Annotated in this window: 23 protein-coding genes; 11 read left to right on the plus strand and 12 right to left on the minus strand. The window is 64.8% G+C overall.

Translation table 11 applies throughout. The annotated features are described in order from the left end of the window. Positions 1–37: 37 nt before the first annotated feature. The 5 genes from JDO7802_RS03685 to JDO7802_RS03705 form a co-directional block, all read right to left on the minus strand. A complete protein-coding gene (locus JDO7802_RS03685; RefSeq protein WP_055082671.1) occupies positions 38–793 on the minus strand; it encodes an ABC transporter ATP-binding protein in 756 nt (251 codons plus the stop codon). Between the two features lie 12 nt (positions 794–805). Further along, positions 806–1,567: an ABC transporter ATP-binding protein gene (locus tag JDO7802_RS03690; RefSeq protein ID WP_055082673.1), complete on the minus strand. Its 762-nt coding sequence runs from the start codon at positions 1,565–1,567 to the stop codon at positions 806–808. Between the two features lie 3 nt (positions 1,568–1,570). Further along, positions 1,571–2,857, minus strand: coding sequence for a branched-chain amino acid ABC transporter permease (locus JDO7802_RS03695; RefSeq protein ID WP_083480992.1), 1,287 nt, complete (start codon positions 2,855–2,857; stop codon positions 1,571–1,573). Between the two features lie 4 nt (positions 2,858–2,861). Continuing rightward, positions 2,862–3,893, minus strand: a complete 1,032-nt coding sequence (locus JDO7802_RS03700) for a branched-chain amino acid ABC transporter permease (RefSeq protein ID WP_055082675.1) — start codon at positions 3,891–3,893, stop codon at positions 2,862–2,864. A gap of 69 nt (positions 3,894–3,962) precedes the next feature. Then, on the minus strand, positions 3,963–5,342 hold the full coding sequence (locus JDO7802_RS03705) for a substrate-binding protein (protein ID WP_055082677.1): 1,380 nt from the start codon (positions 5,340–5,342) through the stop codon (positions 3,963–3,965). 246 nt (positions 5,343–5,588) lie between these two features. Here JDO7802_RS03705 and JDO7802_RS03710 point away from each other — a divergent pair, with 246 nt between their 5' ends. From JDO7802_RS03710 to JDO7802_RS03745, 9 genes are all read left to right on the plus strand, one after another. Further along, positions 5,589–6,875 (plus strand): short-chain fatty acyl-CoA regulator family protein, encoded by a 1,287-nt coding sequence (locus tag JDO7802_RS03710; protein ID WP_055082679.1) that lies wholly within the window; start codon positions 5,589–5,591, stop codon positions 6,873–6,875. A 30-nt stretch (positions 6,876–6,905) separates the two neighbouring features. Continuing rightward, the gene (locus tag JDO7802_RS03715; RefSeq protein ID WP_055082681.1) at positions 6,906–7,313 is read left to right on the plus strand and encodes a response regulator transcription factor; all 408 of its coding nucleotides are present in this window, start codon (positions 6,906–6,908) and stop codon (positions 7,311–7,313) included. Next, entirely contained in the window at positions 7,310–7,594 is a 285-nt protein-coding gene (locus tag JDO7802_RS03720) for a hypothetical protein (protein WP_055082683.1), read from the plus strand. Before JDO7802_RS03715 ends, JDO7802_RS03720 begins: the two co-directional genes overlap by 4 nt. A 9-nt stretch (positions 7,595–7,603) precedes the next feature. Further along, a complete protein-coding gene (locus JDO7802_RS03725; RefSeq protein ID WP_055083031.1) occupies positions 7,604–10,264 on the plus strand; it encodes an ATP-binding protein in 2,661 nt (886 codons plus the stop codon). Positions 10,265–10,382: 118 nt separating this feature from the next. Then, positions 10,383–11,522 (plus strand): FliM/FliN family flagellar motor switch protein, encoded by a 1,140-nt coding sequence (locus JDO7802_RS03730; RefSeq protein WP_187298089.1) that lies wholly within the window; start codon positions 10,383–10,385, stop codon positions 11,520–11,522. A gap of 66 nt (positions 11,523–11,588) precedes the next feature. Further along, positions 11,589–12,365, plus strand: coding sequence for an HpcH/HpaI aldolase family protein (locus JDO7802_RS03735; protein WP_055082687.1), 777 nt, complete (start codon positions 11,589–11,591; stop codon positions 12,363–12,365). Positions 12,366–12,497: 132 nt separating this feature from the next. Further along, positions 12,498–12,635: an RSP_7527 family protein gene (locus JDO7802_RS18175; RefSeq protein ID WP_187298090.1), complete on the plus strand. Its 138-nt coding sequence runs from the start codon at positions 12,498–12,500 to the stop codon at positions 12,633–12,635. A 74-nt stretch (positions 12,636–12,709) separates the two neighbouring features. Next, complete coding sequence (locus tag JDO7802_RS03740; RefSeq protein ID WP_055082689.1) at positions 12,710–13,912, plus strand: RSP_2647 family RNA methyltransferase; 1,203 nt, start codon at positions 12,710–12,712, stop codon at positions 13,910–13,912. Then, on the plus strand, positions 13,909–14,445 hold the full coding sequence (locus JDO7802_RS03745; RefSeq protein ID WP_055082691.1) for an RSP_2648 family PIN domain-containing protein: 537 nt from the start codon (positions 13,909–13,911) through the stop codon (positions 14,443–14,445). Before JDO7802_RS03740 ends, JDO7802_RS03745 begins: the two co-directional genes overlap by 4 nt. A gap of 15 nt (positions 14,446–14,460) precedes the next feature. Here the strand turns inward: JDO7802_RS03745 and JDO7802_RS03750 are convergent, their stop codons facing one another. Continuing rightward, entirely contained in the window at positions 14,461–16,920 is a 2,460-nt protein-coding gene (locus JDO7802_RS03750; RefSeq protein WP_055082693.1) for a penicillin acylase family protein, read from the minus strand. Between the two features lie 102 nt (positions 16,921–17,022). Between JDO7802_RS03750 and JDO7802_RS03755 the strand changes: the two genes are divergently transcribed. Then, positions 17,023–17,898: an NAD(P)-dependent oxidoreductase gene (locus JDO7802_RS03755; RefSeq protein ID WP_055082695.1), complete on the plus strand. Its 876-nt coding sequence runs from the start codon at positions 17,023–17,025 to the stop codon at positions 17,896–17,898. Positions 17,899–17,905: 7 nt separating this feature from the next. Here JDO7802_RS03755 and JDO7802_RS03760 read toward each other — a convergent pair whose 3' ends face one another. Both JDO7802_RS03760 and JDO7802_RS03765 read right to left on the minus strand, forming a co-directional pair. Then, positions 17,906–19,438, minus strand: coding sequence for an alpha-amylase family glycosyl hydrolase (locus JDO7802_RS03760; protein ID WP_055082697.1), 1,533 nt, complete (start codon positions 19,436–19,438; stop codon positions 17,906–17,908). Positions 19,439–19,515: 77 nt separating this feature from the next. Beyond that, positions 19,516–20,367: an SDR family oxidoreductase gene (locus JDO7802_RS03765; RefSeq protein ID WP_055082699.1), complete on the minus strand. Its 852-nt coding sequence runs from the start codon at positions 20,365–20,367 to the stop codon at positions 19,516–19,518. 213 nt (positions 20,368–20,580) lie between these two features. Here JDO7802_RS03765 and JDO7802_RS03770 point away from each other — a divergent pair, with 213 nt between their 5' ends. Beyond that, the gene (locus tag JDO7802_RS03770; protein ID WP_055082701.1) at positions 20,581–20,964 is read left to right on the plus strand and encodes a BrnA antitoxin family protein; all 384 of its coding nucleotides are present in this window, start codon (positions 20,581–20,583) and stop codon (positions 20,962–20,964) included. Positions 20,965–21,143: 179 nt separating this feature from the next. Here the strand turns inward: JDO7802_RS03770 and JDO7802_RS17885 are convergent, their stop codons facing one another. The 4 genes from JDO7802_RS17885 to JDO7802_RS03785 form a co-directional block, all read right to left on the minus strand. Beyond that, positions 21,144–22,553 carry a PIN-like domain-containing protein gene (locus tag JDO7802_RS17885; protein WP_144430502.1) on the minus strand — a complete coding sequence of 470 codons (1,410 nt, stop codon included), beginning with the start codon at positions 22,551–22,553 and terminating at the stop codon, positions 21,144–21,146. A gap of 239 nt (positions 22,554–22,792) precedes the next feature. Beyond that, positions 22,793–23,782, minus strand: coding sequence for an ABC transporter substrate-binding protein (locus JDO7802_RS03775; RefSeq protein WP_055082703.1), 990 nt, complete (start codon positions 23,780–23,782; stop codon positions 22,793–22,795). Positions 23,783–23,811: 29 nt separating this feature from the next. Next, positions 23,812–24,744 (minus strand): ABC transporter permease, encoded by a 933-nt coding sequence (locus JDO7802_RS03780; RefSeq protein WP_083481022.1) that lies wholly within the window; start codon positions 24,742–24,744, stop codon positions 23,812–23,814. A 5-nt stretch (positions 24,745–24,749) separates the two neighbouring features. After that, complete coding sequence (locus JDO7802_RS03785; RefSeq protein ID WP_083480995.1) at positions 24,750–25,754, minus strand: ABC transporter permease; 1,005 nt, start codon at positions 25,752–25,754, stop codon at positions 24,750–24,752. Positions 25,755–25,788: the final 34 nt, after the last annotated feature.

Here is a 25,788-nt window from a genome sequence, read left to right on the forward strand (position 1 = left end):
GGCCGGGTCGGGGGCGCGGGGCCCCCGTGGTATCTATTCAGATCGCGAGGTATTCGGCCCGCAGCTTCTCATCGCTCAGGACTTCGGAGGCCAGGCCGTCGAAGACCACGCCGCCGGTGTCGAGGATGACCGCGCGGTCCGACAATTCCAACGCGCGCACGGCATTCTGTTCGACCAAGATGGTGGTCATGCCCAGCTTGCGGATCTCGATCAGGGTCTTCTCGATCTCGTCGACGATCACGGGGGCAAGACCCTCGTAGGGCTCATCCAGAAGCAGCAGCTTGACGTCGCGGGCCAGTGCGCGCGCGATGGCCAGCATCTGCTGCTCGCCGCCCGACAGGGTCACGCCTTCCTGCTTGCGCCGCTCGCCCAGGCGGGGGAACAACTCGTACAGCCGCTCCAGCGACCAGCCGATCGGCGGGGCGATCTGCGCCAGCTTCAGGTTTTCCTCGACCGTCAGGCCCGCGATGATCCGGCGGTCTTCGGGCACCAGACCCAGACCCGCCTGCGCGGCCTCATGGGCCTTCATGTTGTGAAGCGGCTGATGATCCAGCCAGATTTCCCCGTGCTTCAACTCTGGGTCGCCGACCCGCGCACAGGCCCGCAGGGTCGAGGTCTTCCCCGCCCCGTTGCGCCCCAGCAGGGCCAGGATCTCGCCCTCGTGGACGTTGAAGCTGACACCTTGGACGATGTAGCTTTCGCCGTAGTAGGCATGGATGTCGTGCACGCTGAAATAAGCGGGAGCCGTGGCGGCCTTGTTGGCGTCACGGGTGAAGTCGGGTTTGACGGTCATCGGATGATCTCCTCAGTGGCCGCTGGACTCGCCCAGGTACGCTTCGCGCACCTTGGGGTGGCCCTTGATGTTTTCGGGGGTGTCCTCGACCAGCGGGGTGCCCTGCGCCAGCACGGTGATCCGTTCGGCCAGCGAAAAGACGACGTGCATGTCGTGTTCGATGATGGCGATGGTGATCGGGCGGCTGTCCTTGATCTGCTTGAGCAGGTCGATGGTGTTGTTGGTGTCCGCCCGCGCCATGCCCGCCGTCGGCTCATCCAGCAGAAGCAGGCGGGGTTCCTGCGCCAGGCACATACCGATTTCCAGCCGCCGCTTGTCACCGCGTGACAGCGATGCGGCGTGCATGCCGCGCTTTTCGGCCATGTTCATGTCTTCGAGCATATGTTCTGCCTTGTCGACGATTTCGCCGTCGCGCAGCAGCTGCTTGTAGCCGTGCAGGGCGAAGGCCCCGTCGCGCTTGGCCAAGCAGGGGATCATCATGTTTTCCATGACCGTCAGGTCCCCGAAAATCTCGGGCGTCTGGAAAACACGGCTGATGCCCATCTGATTGATCTCGTGCGGCTTGCGCCCCAGGACCGACTGACCCTCGAAGGTGACCGACCCCGTGTCCGGGATCAGCTTGCCGACCAGGCAATTGAGCAAGGTCGATTTGCCCGCCCCGTTCGGACCGATGATGGCGTGGACCGTCTGCTCGGCGATCGACAGGTTGACGTCGCCCAGGGCCTGCAACCCGCCGAAGCGCTTGCCGACGTTCTTGACCTCCAGAATGCCCATGGCTCAGTCCTCCGCCGATTTGCGTTGCTCGGCGGCTGCCGACTCGACCGGCTCCGCCTTCTTGTCGCGCCGGAACACCGTTGCGATCTTCTGAGTGCCCTGCACCAGACCGCCGGGCAGGAAGATGACGACCGCCATGAACAAAAGGCCAAGCGTCAGATGCCAGCCCTTGCCCACGAACGGGTAGATCAGGGTGACGACGATGTCGGACGCTGTGTCGGGCAGGAAGGAAAACCACCCCTCAAGCGTGGACTTGTTGATCGTCGAGACGATGTTCTCGAAGTACTTGATGAAGCCCGCCCCCAGGATCGGCCCGATCAGCGTGCCAGCCCCACCAAGGATGGTCATCAGCACGACTTCGCCCGACGCGGTCCAGAACATCCGCTCGGCCCCGACCTGCGTGTCCATCGCCACCAGAAGACCACCCGCCAGACCGGCATACATGCCCGAGATCACGAAGGCCGCCAGAGTGTAGGGCTTGGGGCTGATCCCGGTATAGTTGAGACGGTTCTGGTTTGATTTGACCGCCCGCAGCATCATCCCGAAAGGCGAATTGAAGATCCGGATCGACAGGTAGAACGCGATCAGCATCATGAACCCGGCCAGATAGTATCCGACATTGAATGTGAACGACCAGGCACCGAAGCGCAGCGTCTCGCTCGCCGCCATGTCCAGACCGAACAGGCTGGCGCGGGGCGTCTGGCCCGGCTCCAGCGCGCCGTCCAGGATGCGGGCGTCGAAGTATTGCAACTGCATCCCCGTCTCGCCGCCGGTGATCGGCGTCAGGACGGAATAGGCCAGAGCGAAAGACATCATCGCAAAGGCCAGCGTCAGGATCGAGAAGTAGATCCCCGACCGCCGCAGCGAGATATAGCCCACCAGCAGCGCGAACAGCCCCGCGACCACCATCGACGCGATGATCGACGGAATGACGTTCAGCGTCAGCAGCTTCATCGACCAGATGCCCGCATAGGACCCGACGCCGAGGAACGCGGCATGCCCAAAGCTGAGGTATCCGGTCAAGCCGAACAGGATGTTGAAGCCGATCGCGAAGATACCGAAGATCACGAAGCGCTGCATCAGGTCCGGGTAACCCGCATTGAACTGCGCCATCGCGGAATTGCCGGGAAACGGGTTCAGAAGGAACGGCGCGAAGAGCGTCAGGGCGATGACCAGCAGGAAGATCGCAAAATCTTTCTTGCGCAGGCCAAGCGCGCCGCCGGTATTGGCCGTCTGGGCGCGCCGCGGCTGGGCGGCGGCACCGGGGGCCTGTTGGGTCTGGTCTGTCATGGTCCTATTCCTCCATCACGCCCTTGCGGCCCATGAGGCCACGCGGACGGGTCAGCAGCACGATGATGGCCACGAGATAGATGATGATCTGGTTGATGCCCGGCAGCACGTCGAGGACTTCGGCCATGGACGCGAACGCCTCGATGATCCCGAGCAGGAACCCGGCGAGCACCGCGCCCGGCAAAGACCCCATGCCCCCCACCACGACCACCACGAAGCTGAGCACGAGGAAGTCCATGCCCATATGGTAATTCGGTGAGTTGATTGGGGTGTACATGACGCCTGCCAATCCCGCGACGGCCGCGGCAATGCCGAACATGATGGTGAACCGCTTGTCGATGTCGATGCCCAGCAGGGTAACGGTTTCCCGGTCGGCCATCCCGGCGCGCACGACCATCCCGAATGTGGTGAACTGCAGGAAGGCAAAGACGGCGGCAATGATGACGGCGGCGAACATGAAGTAGATCAGACGCCAATAGGGATAGACGATGGAGCCCGCGTCGAAGCCCAGCATCAGCCCGAAATCGAAGCTGCCCACGAAGGCCTGCGGGGCCGGCGTCGGGATCGGGTTGGCCCCGTAGAAATACTTGATGACCTCTTGCAACACGATGGCCAGGCCGAAAGTCACCAGGATCTGGTCGGCATGCGGGCGCTTGTAGAAGTGACGGATAAGGCCGCGTTCCATGGCGACGCCGATGCCGATCATCACCGGAATGGCGAAGAGGATCGAAAGCGGCACCGCCCAGTCGATGATGGCCGCCCCGGTGTTCACGCCGAAAAAGTCATACATATAGGGGACTTGAAGTTCCAGCGGGTTGCCCAGAAAGTCGGTCCGGCTCTCGTCGACGACGGTGTGCGACAGGTTGAGCAATCTGGAAAAGGTGACGGCGCAGAACGCACCGATCATGAAGAGCGCGCCGTGGGCGAAGTTCACCACGCCCAGCGTGCCGAAGATCAGCGTCAGACCCAGGGCGATGAGCGCATAGGCGCTGCCCTTGTCGAGGCCGTTCAGGAATTGAAGGATGATGGCTTCCATCGGAGGCCCCCCGGCGTTGTGGGATGGAGGAGCCGCCGCGCCGGTCGTGGCGCGGCGGCGGAGAGGCGATCAGGCGCCCGGGTTACAGGTGCCGAGCGAACCGCCGGCGAACTGCGGGTGATCGGGCTCATAGGTGACCTGATCGACCGGGGTGGCCTCGACGATTTCGACCAGGTCGAACTCGTTCTCGGGGTTCTCCTTGCCGCGCACGACCAGGACGTCCTTGAAGCACTGGTGATCGGCGCCACGGTACAGCGTCGGACCGTTGCCAAGGCCGTCGAACTCGTAGTCCTCCAGGGCTTCGCCGACGGCGCAGGGGTTGAAGCTGCCGGCGCGGGTCACGGCATCCGCATAGAGCAGGGTCTGCACATAGCAGGTGTGCGCCGCCTGGCTGGGCGGGAAGCCGTACTTTTCGCCGAAGGACTTCACGAAGGCGTTGGTGCCCGAATAGCGGTCGCCCAGCTCGTTCTCCAGCTTCCAGTCCCAGTTCTGGGATCCGACGATACCGGCGATATTGGCGCCCGCACCACGTGCCATCAACTCGGAGTAGAGCGGCACGACGATCTCGAACTTCTTGTCGCCGACCATCCGGTCGCGCAGGCCGAACTGCACCGCGTTGGTCAGCGAGTTGACCATGTTCCCGCCGTAGTGGTTCAGGACCAGAACGTCGGCGTCCGACTGCAGGACGGGCGCGATGTACGACGAGAAGTCGGTCTGGGTCAGCGGCGTCTTGACGGCGTTCACCGTCTCCCAGCCCATCGCCTCGGTCGAGGAGGTGATCGCCTCCTCGGTGGTGTAGCCCCAGTTGTAGTCGGCCGTGAGGTGATATGCCTTGCGGTCGCTGCCGTAGAGGTTGTTGAGGATCGGCGCGAGGGCCGCACCGGACATGTAGGAGTTGAAGAAGTGACGGAAACCGTTCGCCTTCTTGTCCTTGCCCGTGGTGTCGTTGGCGTGCGTGAGGCCCGCCATGAAGATGATCCCGGCTTCCTGACAAAGCGCCTGGACGGCCACGGCCACACCCGAGGAGGAGCCGCCGGAGATCATGATCGCGCCTTCGCGCTGGATCATCGACTGGGCCGAGGCGCGCGCGGCGTCGGATTTGGTCTGTGTGTCGCCGGTGACGAACTGGACTTTCTTGCCCATGATGCCGGTGCCGTCGAGAACCTGCGAGGAGAAGGTCTGCATCATGCCGCCGTCGCCTTCACCGTTCAGGTGCTGGACGGCCAGTTCGAAGGCGCGCAACTCGTCGGCACCCTCGTCGGCGTAGGGGCCGGATTGGGGCACGTTGAAGCCCAGCGTGACGGTGTCGCCCTGGGGCGCGTTGGTGAAGCCGGTGTGGGCGTCGGCCCAGACCGCGCCGGTGAACAGCGTCGGAGTGGCGAGGCCGGCGGCACCTGCGGCGGCACCGGTCTTCATCACGCCACGGCGGGTGAAGTTCGATTTGGTCATTGAGACCCTCCCTGTTTTTGAGATGCCGCACATCCCCTCCCAGAGCGTGCGGATCGGACCCGTCGAGTTGACGGGATGTCGGCATAATGACGTTTGGAGGGTCAAATCTTCAATAAGGCTTCATCTGCGCTACGTTTTCTTGTAAATAAAATGACAGGTCGTGCGGGAAATTTGTAAATCCGTTATCCCGCAGGTGCGAAAGATGACGCTGCGTCTGCAGCAATTTCAGCGAGTCCAAGAGGTTGCATGCCCCGATCCATTCCCACGGGCCGCCGCATCCGCGAACGCCGACTGTCGCTCGGGCTCAAACAGGCCGCGCTGGCGACGACCGTTGGGATCTCCCCGTCCTACCTCAACCTGATCGAACACAATCGCAGGGCGATCGGCGGGGCCCTTCTGACCCGCCTGGCCGAGGCGCTCGGCTCCGATCGCGCGGCTTTGGCCGAAGGTGGCGATTCCGCATTGATCGAGGCGGTGCAGGCGGCCGGGGCCGCGGGCGGCGTGGCCGAGGGACCGCTGGCCGATGCCGCGACCCTGGCGCAGCAGCATCCCGCCTGGGCCCGCCTGATCGAGGCGCAGGCCGAGGCTATGGCCGCGCAGGCCCGCACGATCGAGGCGCTGTCGGATCGCCTGTCCCACGATCCGACGCTGGCCGAAGCCATGCACGAGTTGCTGTCCACGGTTTCGGTCGTCCGCTCCACCGCGTCGATCTTGGCGCAGACGCCCGAAATCGACGCCAACTGGCGCGGGCGTTTCCACGCCAATCTGGACGCCGACAGTCGCCGCCTTGCCGATGGGGTGGAGGCGGTGATGGAGCTGTTCGACGGACGCGCCACCGACGGGGGGGAGCGGCTTTTGCCGTCGGAGGTGGTGTCGCGGTTCCTCGACGATGCTGGACACCGGTTTCCTGCCCTAGAAGAACTGGGGACGTCGGCCATCGCGCCGCTGGTGGCCGGGCTGGCGGACCCGCAGGCCCGTGCATTGGCCGCCGATATTTTGCGCGGCGACGCCGAAGACGCCGCGCGCCTGCCACGGGAAGTGGTGGAGGCGGCGTCCGGCCCCGACGATCTGATTGCGGCGGCGGGTGGCGACCTTGCCCTGGTGCTTCGCCGCCTGGGCACGGTCGATCCGGGGCGCGGGCTGGTCGTCTGCGACGCGGCGGGCGCGCTTTTGCGGCGCAAGCCGGTGGCGGGTTTTGCATTGCCGGTGATGGGCGCGGGCTGCCCGCTCTGGCCGATTTTCGGGGCATTGGCGCGGCCCGGACATCCCATTTCCACGGTGATCGAGACGCCGGACGGGGCTGTCTGGCGGGTCCATGCGGTGGCTCAGGCCGCGGTCCCGACGGGCTTTCGCGATGTGCCTGTCCTGCGGGCCACGATGTTGCTGACGCGCGCGGACGGCACGGGCGATGCTATGCCCGTCGGCCCCGGCTGCCGCGTGTGCCCGCGCCCCGCCTGCGCCGCACGGCGGGAGCCGTCGATCCTGACCGGGGGCGTCGCGCTGGACATGGCCCCCGTCACGGAGGACACTTGAGTCGTGAAATGACCGGAGGGGAGGCCGGGCATGGTCGAGACGAACGATGGGACACCGCCACCGGGCCGCGTCCTTCTGATCGAGGATGAACCCAACATCGCGACCGCGATTTCTTTTTTGCTGGGCCGCGAGGGCTGGCGCGTCTCGACCCATTCCGATGGGGCCACCGCGCTGGATGCAGTCGCCCGACATACACCCGATGTCGTCGTGCTGGACGTGATGCTGCCGGGGCGGTCGGGGTTCGACGTGCTGGGCGGCATCCGGGCGGGGACGGGCGACGTGCGCGCGGATCTGCCGGTCCTGATGCTGACCGCCAAGGGGCAGACCAAGGACCGGGAGCGGGCGGCGGCCCTGGGGGCCACGCGTTTCATGACCAAACCCTTTTCCAATCAGGAGCTGGTCGCCGCCGTCGCCGATCTGGCCCGCGGCCCGGTATGAGTGTGTCGCCGGACATCGGCACCGCCGCCGGCGCAGCGCAGCGTCGGGCCCTGCGGCGCGCGCGCATCGCCGACGCGCTGCGTCTGTTGCCGTTTCTGGGCCTGCTGCTGTTCGTTCTGCCCGATCTGGTGTTATCGGGCGGCCCCGCGACGACCGGGGCAACGGCCCCTTGGCTGATCTATCTCTTTGCCGCGTGGATCCTTCTGGTGCTGCTTTCGGCTTGGCTGGGTCACCTGCACGCCCGCGCCGAGCGTGATGCGGTCGACCCGCAGGGGCGCTAGGCGGTGCAACTGTCGCTGAATCTTCTGATCGCGCTGTCGCTTGTCTATGTTGTCTTCCTGTTCGCCGTGGCCTTCGCCGGGGAACGTCTGGCCGCACAGGGGCGCAGCCTGCTGCGCGGGCCGGCGATCTATACCCTGTCGTTGTCGATCTATTGCACGGCCTGGACGTTCTACGGTGCGGTCGGCTACGCGGCGCGCTCGGGGCTGGAGTTCATGACGATCTACCTTGGCCCCACGCTCGTCTTCATTGGCTGGTGGTGGTTCCTGCGCAAATTGGTCCGGATCGGGCGGGCCGAGCGCATTACGTCGATCGCCGACATGATTTCCTCCCGCTATGGGAAGTCGAATGGGATCGCGGTCCTGGTGACATTGCTGGCCGTGGTCGGCACCACCCCTTACATCGCGCTGCAATTGCAATCGGTCACGCTGTCGTTCGGTGTCTTCGCCGCCCCCGGCACGCAGGCGGGCGATCTGACCGGCCTGGCCTTTTGGGTCGCGGCGGGGCTGGCGGTGTTCACGATTATCTTCGGCACCCGCAAACTCGACACCGGAGAACGTCACGACGGCATCGTCAGCGCCATCGCGGTAGAGGCCGTCGTCAAGCTGGTCGCGCTATTGTCGGTCGGCATCTTCGTGGTCTGGGGTCTGAACGGCGGTCTGGGCCCCACGCATCAGGTCATTGCCACATCGTCGCTGGCCGACTGGACGGCGGTGCCCGGCCGCTGGGCGGGGCTGATCCTGGTCTCTGCCGCCGCCGTGATCTGCCTGCCGCGCATGTTCCAGGTGCTGGTGGTCGAAAATTCGGACGACCGCCATGTGGCGACCGCGTCCTGGGCCTTTCCGACCTATCTTCTGGCGATGTGCATCTTCGTGGTGCCGATCGCGGCGACGGGTCTTGCGCGGATGCCCACGGGCGCGAACCCCGATCTCTTCGTGCTGACGCTGCCGCTGGCCGAGGGGCAGGGCGGGCTGGCGCTTCTGGCGTTTCTGGGCGGGTTTTCCTCCGCCACCTCGATGGTGATCGTGGCCGCCGTGGCGCTGGCGACGATGCTGTCGAACCATGTGGTCATGCCGCTGTGGTTGGCGGTGAACGAACGGGGCGAAGGGCGGGCGTCGATCTCGGGCGACGTGCGCGGCGTCGTGCTGCGCGCGCGGCGTGCTTCGATCCTGATCGTCCTGGCGATGGGCTATCTGTATTTCCGAGCGACGGGGGGGACGGCGGCGCTCGCCTCTATCGGTCTTATCAGTTTCGTGGGCATGGCGCAGGTTCTGCCGGCCCTCGCCTTTGGCTTGTTCTGGACCGGGGCGACGCGGATCGGGGCGGCGGCGGGCATCGTGACGGGGTTTGTGGTCTGGGCCTGGACGATGTTGCTGCCTGTTCTTGCCAGTGACGCGGTCCTGGCGTCTGGCCCGTTCGGCATCGCGGTACTTCGCCCCGAAGGTCTGTTCGGGTTGACGGGCGATCCGCTGGTCACGACCGTCCTTTTGTCGCTGGGGCTGAATACGCTCGCCTTTTGCACCGGGTCGCTGCTGACGCGTCCCACCCCGATGGAGCAGTTGCAGGCCCCGCGCTTCGTGCAGGTCTTTGATCGGGCCGCCCCGCGGCGGGGTCGCCGCAGCGACGGCGCGCGGGCCGACGAGCTTCTGATAATGGCGCAGCGAATTCTGGGTGGGCGCGAGGCGCAGGCGCTTTTCGCGGGCGAGGCGACATTGCAGGGCCGCGCCGGCGACCTGCCGGAGACGACGCCCGACCTGTTGGAGCGGTTGGAGCGGCGGCTGGCCGGGTCGGTCGGGGCCGCCACGGCCCATGCGATGGTCACCGGCATCACCGGCGATGCCGCCGTTTCGGTCGAGGATCTGCTGGCCGTGGCCGACGAGACGGCACAGATCATGGATTACTCCGCCCGGCTGGAGGCGCAATCGGCCGAACTGGGCCGCACCGCGGCCGAACTGCGGGCGGTCAACGACAAGCTGACGGCGCTAGGGCATCAGAAGGACGCCTTCCTGAGCCAGGTCAGTCACGAATTGCGGACGCCCATGACCTCAATCCGCGCATTCTCCGAGATCCTGCGGGCCGAGGGGCTGGAGCCGTCGGAGCGGGCGCATTACGCCGGCATCATCTTGGAGGAAAGCGAGCGTCTGACCCGGCTTCTGGACGATCTGCTGGACCTCAGCGTGCTGGAATCGGGGCAGGTCGTGTTGCATCCCGCACCGGTCAACCTGCGCCATGTGATCGACCGGGCGGTCACGGCGTCGGGCCGGACCGGCCTGGATATCACGCGCGACCCGTCGTCCGAGGACATCGTGCTGATGACCGACGGCGACCGGTTGGCGCAGGTCGTGATCAATTTGATCACGAATGCCGGCAAGTATTGCGACGCGGCCACTCCCGCCCTGCGCATCCAAGTGCGGCGCGACGGCGCGGAGGTGACGCTGGATTTCATCGACAACGGGTCGGGCATCGCCGCTGGCGATCGTGGCCTTATCTTCGAGAAATTCGCCCGTTTGAGCGATCAGGCCGCCGCAGGCAGCGCGGGCTTGGGTCTGGCCATCTGCCGGGAGGTGATGCTGCGCCTAGGCGGAGACGTCACTTATCTGCCGGGACAGGGTGGGGCGGCGTTCAGGCTGCGCCTGCCCGACCTCGAACCCGTGTCCCGCGCGGCGGAATAGCCACGCGTTTCACCGGCGTCGCAAGGCTTTGTTAACCCGAATGTCGCAGACAGGAGATCGAACCGCACTCGTCCTGGATGTCATGCCACCCGATTCGTCTCTTTCTCCCCTGCGCCGCATGGCAGGGGGCCGCGCCGCAGGCGCCCCTCCCGCCGCGGACGCCCCGCCCGCGCCGGGGTTGGAGCGGGCGCTCGCCACAGCGGCGCTGCGGGTCGGCGACGGTATCGCCGGCCTGGGTCTGGGAACGGCCGATCGCTCCTCCAGACGGCTGGACGCTGCAGCGGCGTTCGAAGGGTTCGACGAAAAGGCCCTGTGTCTGATGATCGACCCGCCGGACCTGACGACCGAAGAGGTGGCTGCGCATTCGCAGGACACGCTCGCCGCGCTGACGGGATTGATCGTGCTGCCGCCCTCGGTGACGGACGCTTTGATCGAGGTGCAGACGATCGGGCGGGTGGACGGACCGGCCCGCGCCCCCCGTCGCCCGACCCGCATCGACGCCGCTCTGGTCCAGCCTTTCGCCCGGTCTTTGCTGGAACAGGTCCGCCGCCTTGCCGCGTCCGACAGCGATGAGCCGAAGATCGGAAACCTGCGCACCGGCAGCTTCCTGGCCGGCCCCGAGTCGCTGTCGCTGGTTCTGACGGCGCATCGGTACCTGCGGCTGGATCTTGACCTGAAACTGGGTGACGGTGTGCGGTCCGGCACCATTTCCGTTCTGGTGCCGCTGGATGAGATGGCGCTGCCACAGGTCGGCGACGATATCGATCCGGAAGCGGGATGGAAAGCGTCGATGCGCGCCACGGCGATGGACGCGCCCGTCTTGTTGCAGGCCGTCCTGCCGCCCTTGCGTTTGCCTTTGTCACGTCTTCTGTCCCTCAAGGTAGGCGACGTGATACCACTGCCGCATCACGCGCTGGCCGAAGTCGCCCTGCACGGCGGATCGTCGGGCGTGACCGTTCCGGGACGCGCGTCGGTCCCGCGTGGCACGTCCCTCGTGGCGCGGCTGGGGCAATTGAACGGAATGCGCGCGGTCAAGATCGCGGCCCTTCCCGGCGAAACCGCCGGAGATCCGCAGGACGATTCCGCATCGGGCGAATTTGGCGGAATGCCGGGCCGCGTCGCGTCTCATCCGCCCGGCGACTTGCCTCCCGCTCCGGCACGGGAAATGGCCATCCCGGGTGGTTCTGCATCAAAGGCCGCCGATCCGCTGGACTTGGATGACTTACCGGATCTTCCTGGCTTGCCCGACCTGCCATAGATCGTCAGGCCGCAACCCTTGTGCAGGGTGCCCCCGTCTGCATGCTGCACACAAAGGGAGGACGCCATGACAGACACCATCACACCGACCGGGCTGCGGGGCAGGATGCTGGCCGGCGAAATGCTGGCCGGGACGTTCATGAAGACGCCGAACCACGTCACGCTGGAAATCCTGATCCTTGCGGGTTTGGATTTTGTCTGCCTCGACGCGGAGCATGCGCCGTTCGACCGCGCGGCCATCGACGCTTGCATGGCGGTGGCGCGGGCGCGGAATTTTCCGGTGCTGGTCCGCATCGGGGACGGAAGCCCGGCACGCATTCTGGACGTGATGGACATGGGGGCCACCGGCATCGTCGTCCCGCACGTCGACAGCGTGGACAAGGCGCGGGCCATCGCGCGGGCGGCGCGGTTCGGGCACGGCGGGCGCGGCTATGCCGGATCGACCCGCTGGGCCGGATATACGTCGCAGAAAATGCCCGATCTTCTGGCACGCAGTCGTGCGGAAACCATTGTGCTGGCGCAGATAGAAGAACCAGAAGGGGTGGACGCGGCCGCCGACATCGCCGCGGTGCCGGGGATCGACGGGCTGTTCACCGGGCCCGCCGACCTCAGCGTGTCGTATGGCCACGAGAGCGTCGACAACGACGACCTGCGCGCGGCGATGGACAGCGTCGGTGCGGCCTGCCGGGCGGCGGGCAAGACATATGTCACTTGGGTTCCGGACGAGGCGACGGCGGCGGCGTGGCGGCACTACGGGTTCACCACCTTTGTCGTATCCTCGGAGCATGGCTGGATGCTGAACGGCGCGCGCGCCGTCGTGAAGGGCATCCACGATCTGAATTGACGTTCACGTCATGCGTCCGGCGCAAGGGGGAAATGCCGCACCTGCATTGGTAAATCGCCGCGTTGCCGCATAAGTCTAGGTCAACCAGAAGCGGTGGGGATCGCCCCGCCGCATTGACCCGGAGAAGACCCGATGACCCATATCGACCTTGACACGATGGCAATTGAATCCCGCGCCCGCGCCCTGCGTGCCGCCTATGTGCGCGACGCCATCGCCGGCCTGTTCGCGCGTCTGCGCGGCGTCCGCGCTTCGGGCAACGCCACCGTCTGAGTCCGCCGCAACGGCGTTGCGAAGGCCCCCGCGTGGGGCCTTTTGCATGTCGGGCGAAGCGGCTAGGGGGGGCCATGAGCAATGATACCCCCACCCGCCCCACGCTGCGCCTGAAACCCAAGGCGGACGCCCGCCGCATTCGGCACGGGCATCCTTGGGTCTATCTGGACGATGTGGTGGCCGACCGCCGCAGCCGCGCGATCACCCCCGGCACGATCGCGACGCTGGAGGATGCGGACCGGACACCGGTCGCCACCGTCGCCGTCAACATGGAGAGCCGGATCGCCGCGCGCGTCCTGTCGCGCGACCCGGATGCAGTGATCGACGCGGGGGCGATCGCGGCGCGGATCAAGATCGCGCTGGCCCACCGCGACCGTCTGTACGCCGAACCCTTCTACCGCCTGGTCCACGCGGAAGCCGACGGCATGCCGGGTGTCGTGATCGACCGTTTCGGCGATGCCGCCGTGCTGCAGCCGAACGCCGCTTGGGCCGATGCCATGGCCGAAGACATCGCAGAGGCGCTGGTCGGTCTTGGGGTCGTTCACGTCTTGCTGAACGCATCGGGGCGGGCGCGGTCGATGGAGGGTTTGTCAGACGACACACGTTGGCTTCGTGGGGGCGTTGATGCGCCGATCGCCGTGCCGATGAACGGCGCGACCTACATGGCCGATCTGACCGGCGGCCAGAAGACCGGTCTGTTCTACGATCAGCGCCCGAACCACGCCTTCGTCGCCGGGGTCTCTCGGGGCGCGCGGGTGCTGGACGTCTTTGCGCACGTCGGGGGCTTCGGATTGGCCGCGCTGGCCGGCGGAGCGGTCTCGGCTCTGGCTGTCGATGGCAGCGCGCCGGCACTTGGACTGGCGCAGGACGGGGCCGCGCGGATGGACCGCACCGCGGACTTCACGACGCGCAAGGGCGATGCCTTCGACTTGATGACCGCATTGGCCGAGGAAGGGGAGCGGTTCGACGTCGTCGTCGCCGACCCGCCCGCCTTTGCCCCGGCCAAACCCGCGCTGACGGCCGGCCTTCGCGCGTACGAGCGGGTGGCCCGGCTGGCCGCACCGCTGGTCGCGCCCGGCGGGTACCTTACCTTGTGTTCGTGTTCGCACGCCGCCGAGTTGTCGAAATTCCGCGCGTCGAGCATTCGTGGGATCGGACGTGCGGCGCGCGAGGCGCAGCTGATCCACACCGGTTTCGCGGGCCCGGATCATCCTGTGCACCCCCAGCTTGCCGAGAGCGGATACCTCAAGACGCTGACGTTCCGGATGCTGGATTGAAGGCGTTCCTCGACGCCTGCGTCCTTTATCCGACGGTCCTGCGCGAAATTCTGATCGGTTGCGCGCGGGCCGGGCTTTACCGTCCGCTCTGGTCGCCGCGGGTGCTGGAGGAATGGGCGCGGGCGGCGCGCAAGGTTCCCGATGGGGAGATCTTTGCGCGCGGCGAAATCGCCGCGATGCGCGCGGAATTTCCCAAGGCCGAGGTCCGGCCCGGCGACGGCACGCAGGCGCGGATGTATTTGCCCGACCCCAATGACGTTCATGTCCTTGCGGCTGCGTCGGATGCCAGCGCGGATCGTCTCGTGACGCTCAACATCAAGGATTTCCCGCGCCGCGACGTGACGGCCGAGGGGATCGCGCTGCAAAACCCGGACGCCTTTTTGATGGATCTGTGGCTGGCCGACGATGCGACGGTGGCGCAGGTCGTCGAAGGCGTGCGTGCAACGGCCGAGCGCATCTCGGGTCAGGATCAGCCGTTGCGCCCGTTGATGAAACGCGCGCGCCTGCCGCGGCTTGGCAAGGCCTTGGGCTAGGGCAGGGGCAGTATTCTAGGGCAGGGGCGTCAGTGTCGTGATGCCGACGGCCCCCGCGCGGGCCAGATCGGGGTCCAGGGTCATCGGAATGTATTCACCGCGTCGCCAAAGTTCGCCCAGATCGTCGTAGTGTTTGGACAATGGATGGCCCGATTGCCCGGTCGACGTGATGAACACGCTGCTTTCGGGGTCCGCGAAATCATAGACGCCCCGGTACGTCGCCGCATGGACGTTCAAAAACGGGTTGGGCAATTCGCCCCCCGTGCGCCCGCGTTGCAGCGTGTGATCGCCGCCCGATGTCGACTGACGGATGTTCACAACCAGGCCCAGGCCCGGAATGTCGCCGAGGACGGGATGATCCGACCGCGCCTCGTGCGCGTCGCCCCAACGCCATGTCTCGACCCGTGCGCCGTAGCGGTCTTCTAGAAATTGCAGGGCGTCGTCCAGCGATTGGCGCGCGACGTCGGTGCAAGTCTCGGGTTGGGTCGACTGAATGACGTCGCACCAGGCCCCCGCGCCGCCGATGTCGCGGAACACCCGTTCGATGAACAGCGGCTCCATCCGGGGGTATTCGATGGCCAATGGGCCAAGATCGTCGCGGATCAGCCGCTGCTGTAACGCCCGCATCCACGCGGTGTAGATCAGCGGCTCGGGCAGATGTTCCGACATTTCGCCGTTCCACGCGGCCAGAAGTTCCAGCGCGACCTGGCGGCGGCGTTCCGGTGTGCCCGGTTCGGCGGCATCGCCGGTAAACCAAAGGTCGCGCCCGATCAGCGGCAGAAGGCTGCGCGCGGTGATCGACACGGTGTCCAATTGCGCTTCGATCAGACTTTCGCGGGTGTGCACGGCGCGCGCCTGCATCAGCCGCTCCATCCGCTGCACGCGCTGGCTGTCGCCCCAATAGTGGCTGATGTGATCGGGGAAGAGCGCGTCGGTCGTCTTGTTGTTGGTATTGCCCAGAAGGCCCCCGTCGGGGTCCGACCAGACGGGGTTGGCATCGGCAGGTTTCATACCGCGCCAGCGGTTCGCCTCGATCCAGCCGGGCGACGGGATACGGCCCTCGGACTGATGCAGGTCGGTCCGGTCGGGTTGGCGCCCCATGATCGTCATGGCGATGCGGGTGCCGTCGGTCAGCATCAGGTTCTGCGCGGGGGCCACGAAATGCTGCGCGGCGGCCAGACCGTCTTCGATTGTGGCCGCGCGCATAAGCTCCAGCCCCGTGCGCATGGATGTGTCGTCTTCCGCAAGGGCGGTCCACGACAGGGCCGGAACGTGGCCCACTGGCGTGACTGTGCCCAGGTCGAATTGCCCCGCCGTCAGGACCGGCCCGTTCACCGTGCGTCGCTGGGTCAGGGTGACGGGGTCGGCGTCCTTGATGGCGATGATCGTCCGCTCGGTTTCAAAATCGGCCCAGCCATCGGGAGTGCGATACTGCGTGCCGTTGTCGGGATTGATCTGCTCGATCAGCACGTCTTGGTCGTCCAGATAGGCGGAGGTCAGGCCCCAGCCCAGACGCTCCGTCCGTCCGGCCAGGACGATCGGCATGCCGGGGATCGTGGCACCGATAACCCCGCCGGTCGTCAACTCCAGCCGGGCCAGATACCAAAGGGTTGGCGCGCTGAGGCCCAGGTGCGGATCGTTGGCCAGAAGTGCGCCGCCGGCGGCCGCACGGTCGGGTGCTACGGCGAAAGCGTTGGACGCCCCCGCCAGATCGCGGTGCGGCACAGGCCAGAGAAACGGATCGGCGGTGTCGGCGGCGGCGAAGCGCGTGTCCTTCAGCGTCGGGAACAGGTCGCCGGCCAAGACAACCGTACCGTCGCCGGGCACATCGGGATGCAGATCGCGCAGACGTTCATCCGGAAGAATCAGCGAGGCGCGGGCGCGCAGCACCTCCTCTCCCAGATGGCCCGAAAGCTGCAGCGCCATAAGCTTGACGACCGCCAGACTGTCCGCCGGTTGCCAGGGCGCGACCTGAGGCTCGAACAGGAAAAACTCCGGCGCACCCCGGCCCGACGCTTCGGAGTTGAGGACCTTGACGCGCGCATTCACGCCATCCGCATAGGCCTCCAGCATGGCAAGCGTTTCGGGATCCTGCGCCGCGACGGACCGGCTGGCCGCGCGGTAAAGGCCCAGCCGGCGCATCAACTCGTCCGTGCGCAGCGTGCGCTGGCCGAAGATTTCCGACAGCCTGCCTTGGGCCGTGCGCCGCAGCAGCGTCATCTGCCACAGCCGGTCCTGCGCATGGGCATAGCCCAGGCCGAAGAAAACGTCCCGATCCGTTTGGCCAAAGATATGGGGCACGTTGTGGGTGTTGCGCACGATTTCCACCGGCGCGGTCAGGCCCGCCACCGCCTGTGTCGCATCGTAGTCGGGCAGGCTGCGCCCCGCCAGCCAGTACACGACCAGGATCGCCGCGCCTGCCAGAAGAAGGACGCCTGTCACGATGCGGAATGTCCAGCGGAACAACCGTTCCATATTCGTTCTCCGGGTTGGAACTTGCGGTGCGGCGCTCCGGTTGACCCTGTGGGCCGGGGCCGATCTAACCCCCGGACGGCTTGGATGCAAAGGGAGGTCGGCATGGCAAACGTGGCGTTTTTGGGGATGGGCGTGATGGGGGCCCCGATGGCGGGTCATCTGGCGGCGGCCGGGCACTTCGTGCAGGTCTACAATCGCACCGAAGCCAAGGCCGAGGCCTGGGTCGGCAAGCACGGCGGCGCGGCCGCTTCGACCCCGCATGCGGCGGCGCTCGGCTGCGATATCGTCATGGCCTGCGTGGGCAACGACGACGACCTGCGCAGCGTCTGTCTGGGCGGAGACGGCGCGTTCGCGGGCATGGCGAAGGGGTCGATCTTCGTCGATCACACGACCGTGTCCGCCGAAGTGACGCGTGAACTTGCCGCCGCCGCCGCCGATCGCGGCATCGCCTGGGTCGATGCGCCCGTGTCCGGTGGACAGGCGGGGGCCGAAAATGGCCAGCTCGTCATCATGTGCGGCGGGGCGCAGGCGGATTATGATCGGGTGGAGCCTGTGATGGCCTGTTTTGCCAAGCTGACCAAACGCATGGGCGACGTGGGCGCGGGCCAGTTGACCAAAATGGTCAATCAGATCTGCATCGCGGGCCTGATGCAGGGCCTGTCCGAAGCCATGACCTTCGCCCAAAAGGCGGGTCTGGACGGCGAGGCGGTGGTCGATGTCATCCAGGGCGGTGCCGCCGGATCGTGGCAGATGGTCAACCGGCACAAGACGATGCTGGCGGGCGAATACGACCACGGGTTCGCCGTGGACTGGATGCGCAAGGACCTGTCCATCTGCCTGGCCGAGGCCGAGAATATCGGTGCCCCCCTGCCGGGAACCGCGCTGATCGACCAGTATTACAAGGACGTCCAAGCCATGGGTGGCGGGCGGTGGGACACCTCGTCGTTGATGGCCCGCTTGGTCAAACTGAGCGAGTAGCGCGCGTTCAGGACAGCCAGACCCCGGCGGCGCGTGCGGGCAACGCACCGTCCGCCGTGGCGGAGGCGAAGTCCGGGGCCGTCTCGACCGCGATGTCCTCCATCCCGAAGTTAAGGATAACTTTGGCCGATCCATAGGTCAGGTGTATTACATCGTCGTCGCGGGACCAGTCCTTCAGCTTCAGCTTGCCCATGCGGTCACGCCGGAAGGCGAATGCCGCGCGATAGAACCGGAGGACGCTGTTCGCGTCGATGTGCTGCACCGCAACGGAGACGTCTTCGGGCCAATCCATCGGCAACCAGGGGGTGCCGGTCGTGAACGCTCTCTCGCCCCCTTCCTCCCACGGGATGGGAACGCGCGCACCTTCCCGCCCCGGCCCGTCGGGCCAGTAGAGCAGGTCGAGCGGGTCGGTTACGGCGGATTTTGCCAGGGCAGGTTGGGTCAATCCCAGCTCCTCCCCTTGGTAGATCAGAACCGGACCGGGGGCGGTGGCGAGCATCAATGCCAGGAATTTCGCGTCATGCGATGTGCCGTCGCCCGCCTTGCCCGCATGACGCGGTTGGTCATGCGACGACAGCCACCACCCGATTCTCCCCGCGTCTTTGGCGCGCGTCAGCACGTCCGCATAGGCGTCCGCAGTCGCACCGGCTTCGGGCAGGTCGGTGGCATAGGCCGCGCTCATCCGCCCATCGGTTGCCAGACGTTCTGCCAGTTCGATCGACTGGTTGCCCGACGTGACCTCTCCGATCAGGAACGCATCGTCGCCGGCCCAGTCGCGCAGGTTGGTGACGAAATCGATTCCGTCGCCGGGCAGCAGATCAAAGCTGTGATCCTGATAGGTGTAGGGTACGAAATTGTCGCCCGATACCTGCTCCTGCACCTTCGGATCGGCGACCGGATTGTCCTTGAGCGATGGATCGAACAGAAGCGATGTGACCGCGTCGATGCGGAACCCATCGACCCCCCGGTCGCGCCAGAACTGCATGATGGTCTTCAGCTCCTCCTGCACGTCGGTGTTGCGCAGGTTCAGGCTGGGTTGTTTGGACGTGAAATTGTGGAAGTAATACTGCCGCCGCACATGGTTCCAGGTCCAGGCGGGGGGGCCGAACTGCGACAGCCAATTATTAGGCTGGGTGCCGTCCGGCTTGGGATCGGCCCAGACGTAGTAGTCTGAATATTTCTCATCGCCCGCGATCGACCGTTTGAACCACGGTGCCTCGATCGACGTGTGGTTGAACACCTGGTCGATAAGGATGCGCAGGCCGAGATCGCCCGCGCAGGTCACGAGATTGTCGAAGTCCTGCATCGTCCCGAGGGCGGGATGGACCGACATGTGATCCGACACATCATAACCGCCGTCGTTCCAAGGCGAAGGGTAGAACGGCGACAGCCAGACCGCATCCGCGCCAAGGTCGGCGGCGTGGTGCAGCTTTTCGATGATGCCCCTCAGATCGCCGATCCCGTTGCCGGTCGTGTCGCGAAACGACCGGGGATAGATCTGATAGATAACGGGGGCGGCGGGCCAGGCGCGGTCGGTCAAAGGCTGTCTCCTGCGGGCGGCGAATGCGAAAGGCGCGCCCGGTCGGGGCGCGCCTTGGAGCAGGACTTAGGCCGCTATCATGCCCCGACGACCATGCCGCCGTTCGGATGCAGCGTCTGGCCGGTGTAGTAACTGCCGTCCGAGGAGGCGAAGAACAGATAGGCCGTCGCCACTTCCCACGGTTGACCGGCGCGACCCATGGGCGTGCCGGAGCCGAAATCCTCCACCTGTTCGGCGGGCATGGTGCCGGGAATGAACGGCGTCCAGATCGGGCCGGGGGCGACGGAATTCACGCGAATGCCCTTGTCCGCAAGGTTCCCCGCCAGCGAACGGGAGAAAGCCAGCGAGGCCCCGCGCGTCATGGAATAGGTGATCAGCGACCCCATGCCGGCGAAGGCGTTCACGGAGGAAGTGTTGATGATGCTGGCCCCTTCCTTGAGGTGGGGGAGGGCGGCTTGGGTGGTGTGGAGGTAGGCTTTGATGTTGGAGGCCATCATGCGGTCGATCTTGTCTTCGTCGAGGTTGGCGAAATCCTCGTCGAGCCACTGCTGGGCACCGTTGTTGACCAAGATGTCGAGCTGGCCGTAGGCGTCGATGGTGGCCTGTACCGCCTTGTCGCAATTGGCTTTTTTGCCCAGATCGCCGGGGATCAGGATGGCTTCGGAGCCTTCGTCTTCGACAAGTTTCTTGGTCTTTTCGGCGTCCTTATCCTCTTCGAGGTAGGCGATGGCGATCTTGGCCCCTTCGCGGGCGTAAAGCACTGAAACCGCTCGACCAATTCCACTGTCACCGCCGGTTATGAGGGCGACTTTGCCCTTGAGCTTGCCGACGCCGGGGTGGCGGGGGGCGTAGTCGGGGGCGGGGTCCATCTTGTGCTCGTCGGCGGGCATCGCGTCCTGGTGCTGAGCGGGTATGTGCTTGGTTTCCATTGGAGATTTCCTGCGTTGGGAGGGGTTGCGAAAAGAACCCCTGCCGCCGCGGTTGGTTCCGACCAGCGCGGCGCGGGCGCCACGGTGCAGGGGACATCGTGGGTGATCCACGGGTGATCTGCGGGTGATCCGGGGCGGACGTGGAATCGTTAACACTCCGCTAACCGCTCCGGCTCAGCTTGCCCCCTTTCACGGACCACCGGAGGGGATGGGATGACGACGAAGACGCAGCGGGACCGACGCTCGGAAATGGTCGGGATGATGACGCGGTTCCAATGGGACCTGGCACATGCGGCGACCCGCGACGCGATGGTGCCGGAGGCGTGGCGCGAGGTGTACGAGAAACGCTCGTCCAAGAAACGCAAGGTGAGCCTGTATCTGGACGAGGACGTCTACAAGCTTTTCAAGTCGATGGGCGCGGGGATGGGGCCGCGCATGAACGTGGTCCTGGGCGCATTCGCCCGCGCCCGGCTTGCGGGCCTGCTGGACGGCGAGGACTTGGTGGAGGAGGCGCGCGAGAGCTGGATGGGGGTGCCCAAACCCTCGATGGAGGAGTTGCGGGTGTTGCTGGAGAAGGTGGAGGCGGGGAAGCGGTGAGGGGGGTGCGTTTGGTCGTGCTGGGAGGCGGTGGCTTGGTCGAGGAGGCGCGGGCGGTGGGGGTGGGGAAGGTGTGGATGGTGAAGGTGTGGCCGACGGTGGCGAAGATCATGGCAGTATTGGAGGGGGGGAAGGACTGGTAGAGTTGAGCGGCAAATACGCAATTTTCCAATTTTATCTTATCCAAAGATATCTTCAGGCGGGGGACTCTCATCAAAAGTATCTCCCATAGAGAAGTCAACAACCATTGTGAAGCTTGGATCCTCTTCTTCGAGATCTACTACTCCAATCAAGTTTCTTACTTTTCTTGTCTTCTCGCCAATGGTGGTGTGCAGTAGTCTATCGTATAATTTCTTTGCAGCCATTTCGTCCAGAGTTACCCAGACAAAGGTGATCATGTCGAAGGGTCCAGCGCGAACCTCATAATGGGCTTTTTCGAGCAGTCGTCTGTAGCTGTTAAGGGTCCTTTTAGGGTCAAGTACAATTTTAACTTCGAAACCAATAGTTTTTGTCTTGATCTTAGCCGTAAAATCTGGAAATCCGCTGCCGAAGTTTGGCTCTATTGATTCAAACCGATTTCGAAGCCAGTGGTAAACTGAACGCTCTACTATCTCATGTCTTTGAAAGGCTTTATTTGCAGAGCGAGCACCCTCTACTCGAACACGCGAAACATTTCTTACCTCGTCAAGTGTCTCTTTCGATACTTCTGCCTTTAAGTGATCTTTCGTGTGTCTTAGGAACCCTTCTGGTTTGTACATGTGAAACGAGGAAATATTCCCCTCAAGAAGAGCTTCTTCAACCAATTCCGGCCGCGGCCCGATGGTTTTTGGTCCGTCCATCTTTATTTTCAGCCACCAGTCATCCTTTGCATCATCGGTAACAAAGACGAGTGTTTCAGTGTCATTTTGTTTCGCATATTCAAGAATTTGATGCCAAATCAGATAGTCTCCATACCGACTTTTGTATTCGATTCCACCGTGAATAAAATGGTCTAATCCGTCTTTGCTTTTATTTTGATCTAGATATCCTGGCGGTATCTCCTTTGCGTACCGATTCTCGGCTTTCTTATATAGCGCTTCAACAGATTCCTGATTCGGCATGGGCGAGCCGACACGGTTCTCAAAAAGTTGTTCGATCTTCTCTTTTAGGGTGTCTTTTCCGTTTAGTGTTTGCTGATTGCCCTCAATTACGTTCAGTTTTTCGAGGAAGTTTTCTGCGACTTGACTAATGCCCTCAATCAAGGGGGCAGGATCGATTAGAGAATGTCGGCGTTCTAGCTGAAGTTCACCTAGATCGGATTGAATTTTTTCCTGCGTTTTTGAGATTAAATTTCGAACTTCTGAGAATCTCTTGTTTTGATCGGCGATGACTATCAAGCGTTTTCTTTGAAACTCAAGGGCAACATGGTGAGGAATCCAAATGCGATCCGATAGCTTTCCGATAGCATCTAATAGTTGATCGCGCGTTGAAGAGTGATAGCGATACAAGTTCAGAAGGACGTTGGTATCAAACACGAACAAGGCTTCATCCCAGACCCTCTTGAAATCGGTTGGTGATCCTGGATCGTACTGCGGAAATAGGCCCTTCATGAAACATCTCCGTTGTTCTGCTGGAGGGCTAAGGTATGGCGCGCCAACACTTTTGGGCAGAAGTACATACCAGAGGCTACTATGCAATTCTAATGTTAGATAGTTAATGAAAGTGGATAAGTTGGCGGCCCAAGCTAACGGGCAGGCGCGCGCCGGCTTGGATGGTGGGACGGGTTGAAGGGTCGGGAATGAAAAAGGGCACCCCGAGGGGTGCCCTTCGTAGCTAGTGAGACGTCGGCTTAGTTCAGCGCGGCATCCGTAATCACACTGGTCCAGGCCCCTTCGGGTGCCGCTGAGATCACCGGGTCCGACCCACCGGCCAGCAGGGTGTCGACGGTGCGCTGGTAGTCGGCCTCGTCCAGCGAACCGTCGGACCCGGCGGTCAGTTTGGCGATCTCTTCCATCATGCGGACCTGCGCGGCCTCGGTCTGGGCGCCGGTCTCGTCGTTGTCGAGGATGATCTCGGCGGCCTCCTGCGGGTTGGCCTCGGCGTATTTCCAACCCTCCATCGAGGCGCGGACGAAGCGGGTCATCTTGTCGACGAAGACCTCGTCCTCCAGGTTCTCCTCCAGCACCCAGATGCCGTCTTCGAGCGTGGCGACGCCCATGTCTTCGTATTTGAAGGTGACGAGTTCATCGGGGCTGACGCCGGCGTCCAGCACCTGACCGTATTCGTTGTAGGTCATGGTGGAGATGCAATCGGCCTGGCGTTGCAGCAGGGGATCGACGTTGAAGCCCTGTTTGAGGACCGTGACGCCGTCGTCGCCGCCATCGGTCGGGATGCCTTCCTGCGACATCCACGACAGGAAGGGATATTCGTTGCCGAAGAACCAGACGCCGATGGTCTTGCCGCGGAAATCCTGCGGGCCGGTGATGCCGGTGTCCTTCCAGCAGGTGAGCATCAGGCCGGAGGTTTTGAACGGCTGCGCGATGTTGACGACCGGCAGGCCCTTTTCGCGCGCGGACAGGGCGGAGGGCATCCAGTTGAGCATGGCGTCGGCGCCGCCGCCGGCCAGGACCTGGGGGGGCGCGATGTCGGGGCCGCCGGGCAGGATGGTGACGTCGAGGCCTTCGGCGTCGTAGAACCCCTTGTCGAGGGCGACGTAGTAGCCGGCGAACTGCGCCTGGGTGACCCATTGCAGTTGCAGGGTGACGGTGTCGGCGTGGGCATCGGCGAAGGCCGGGGCGGCCAGCGCGGTCAGGGCCGTGGCGGCGATCAGGTGTTTCATGAGTCTCTCCGTTGGTGGTGGGGCGGATGTTATCCCCGCCCTCTTTGTGATGGGTGCCAGAATGTCAGACGTTTCTCGATCAGGGCAATGATTCCGTACCAGAGGCTGCCGGTGACGGCGGCGACGGTGATTGCGGCCCAGACGGTGGGCAGGTTCAAGCGCCCGACCTCCGTGCTGATGCGGAAACCGAGGCCGAAGGTGGGGCTGCCGAAGAATTCAGCGACGATGGCCCCGATGAGGGCGAGGGTGGTCGCGATCTTCAGGCCGTTGAAGACGAAGGGCAGGGCGGCGGTGATGTTGAGCAGGCGCAGGGTCTGCGTCGGCGTGGCGCCGTAGGTGCGCATCAGGTCGCGCTGCATGGCGGTCGTATCGGCCAGGCCCGCGACGGTGTTCACGAGGACGGGGAAGAACACCATGACGACGACGACGGCGGCCTTGCTCTCCCACCCGAAGCCGAACCACATCACCAGGATGGGCGCGGTGCCGACGATGGGGAGGGCGGCGACGAAGTTGCCCACGGGGAGCAGGCCGCGGCGCAGGAAGTCGGAACGCGCGACGAGGAGGGCGGTGGCGATGGCGGCGGCGGAGCCGATAAGCCAGCCGGAGACGGCGCCCTTGAGGACGGTCTGGATCCAGTCGCCCCAGAGGATTGCGGTGTTTTCAGAGAGGGCGACGGCAATGGCGGAGGGCGGGGGTAGGATGACGGAGGGGATGGCGAACAGGCGGCAGGCCATTTCCCACAGGATGAGGAGGGTCAGGCCGAACAGGAGGGGGGAGGCGATGGGGCCGAAACGGGTCCGGCTCAGGTATGTATTCCATTGCCAAAGTACGACCCAGACAATCAGGAGTCGGAGTATGTCCCATGCCGGGGCGGCAGCCGGGAACAGGAAGATTGGAATGGCCACAAGCGCGGTGCCGCCGACCCAGGGTAGCCAGTTCTGATTTCGACGGGCCCAGGACATTTCGCTCATCCCGCCAACCCCATCCGCTTGAGCGTCACGCGCTGGATCACCCCGATCGTCGCCACCAAGAGGGCCGCGACGATGGCCGCGCCGAAGAGCGCGGACCAGATCTGCACCGTCTGGCCGTAGTAGCTGCCCGCGAGGAGCCGCGCGCCCAGGCCGGAGACGGCACCCGTGGGAAACTCGCCCACGATGGCCCCGACGAGGGCGGCGGCGACGGCGATCTTGAGCGAGGCGAAGAGATAGGGGAGCGAGGTGGGCAGGCGCAGGGTGAGGAGAGTGCGCAGGGCGGAGGCATTCCAGGTGCGCATCAGGTCGAGGTCTGACGCGGACGGCGCGCGGAGCCCTTTGACCATGCCGACGGTCACCGGGAAGAACGACAGGTAGGCGGAAATAATGGCCTTGGGCAGCACGCCCTGGATACCGATCGAATTGAGCACGACGATGATCATCGGCGCGATGGCGAGGATGGGGATGGTCTGGGACGCGATGGCCCAGGGCATGACGCTCAGGTCCATCAGCCGCGAATGGACGATGCCCACGGCCAGCGCGATGCCCGCCAGAGAGCCGATGAGGAAGCCGAGCAGCGTGGGCGCCAGCGTGATGCCCGCGTGGCGGACGAGGCTGCGTTTGGACGTGACCTTGAGGCCCACCGTGCTGGTCCATAGCTCCTCCACCACCTGATGCGGGGAGGGCAGGCGCGGGCGGTCCTGGCCGAAGGCGCGGGCGACGGCCTGATCCGGCGTGGCGAGGGCCAGGGCGATGCCCGACATGTCCCGGCGTTCCTGCGCGGTGGCGGGGGTGACGGCGATGCCCTCCCGCTCGGCCAGCATCAAGGCGTTCTGCGCGTTCATCGGGATGCAGGCCAGATACCACAGCGCGATCAGCGCCGCGATCACCGCCAGGACGGGGCCGATCCGGTGGGGCAGGCCGCGCAGGGCCAGCGCCACCTTGCCCGAGCGGCCGATCCCGGCACCGGGGGCGGAGAGGGGGGTGTCGTCAATTGCCATCAAATCAACCGTCCCGTTCCTCTAGGCGTTGTCT

The sequence above is a fragment of the Jannaschia donghaensis genome, from assembly GCF_001403795.1.
GTDB lineage: Bacteria > Pseudomonadota > Alphaproteobacteria > Rhodobacterales > Rhodobacteraceae > Jannaschia > Jannaschia donghaensis.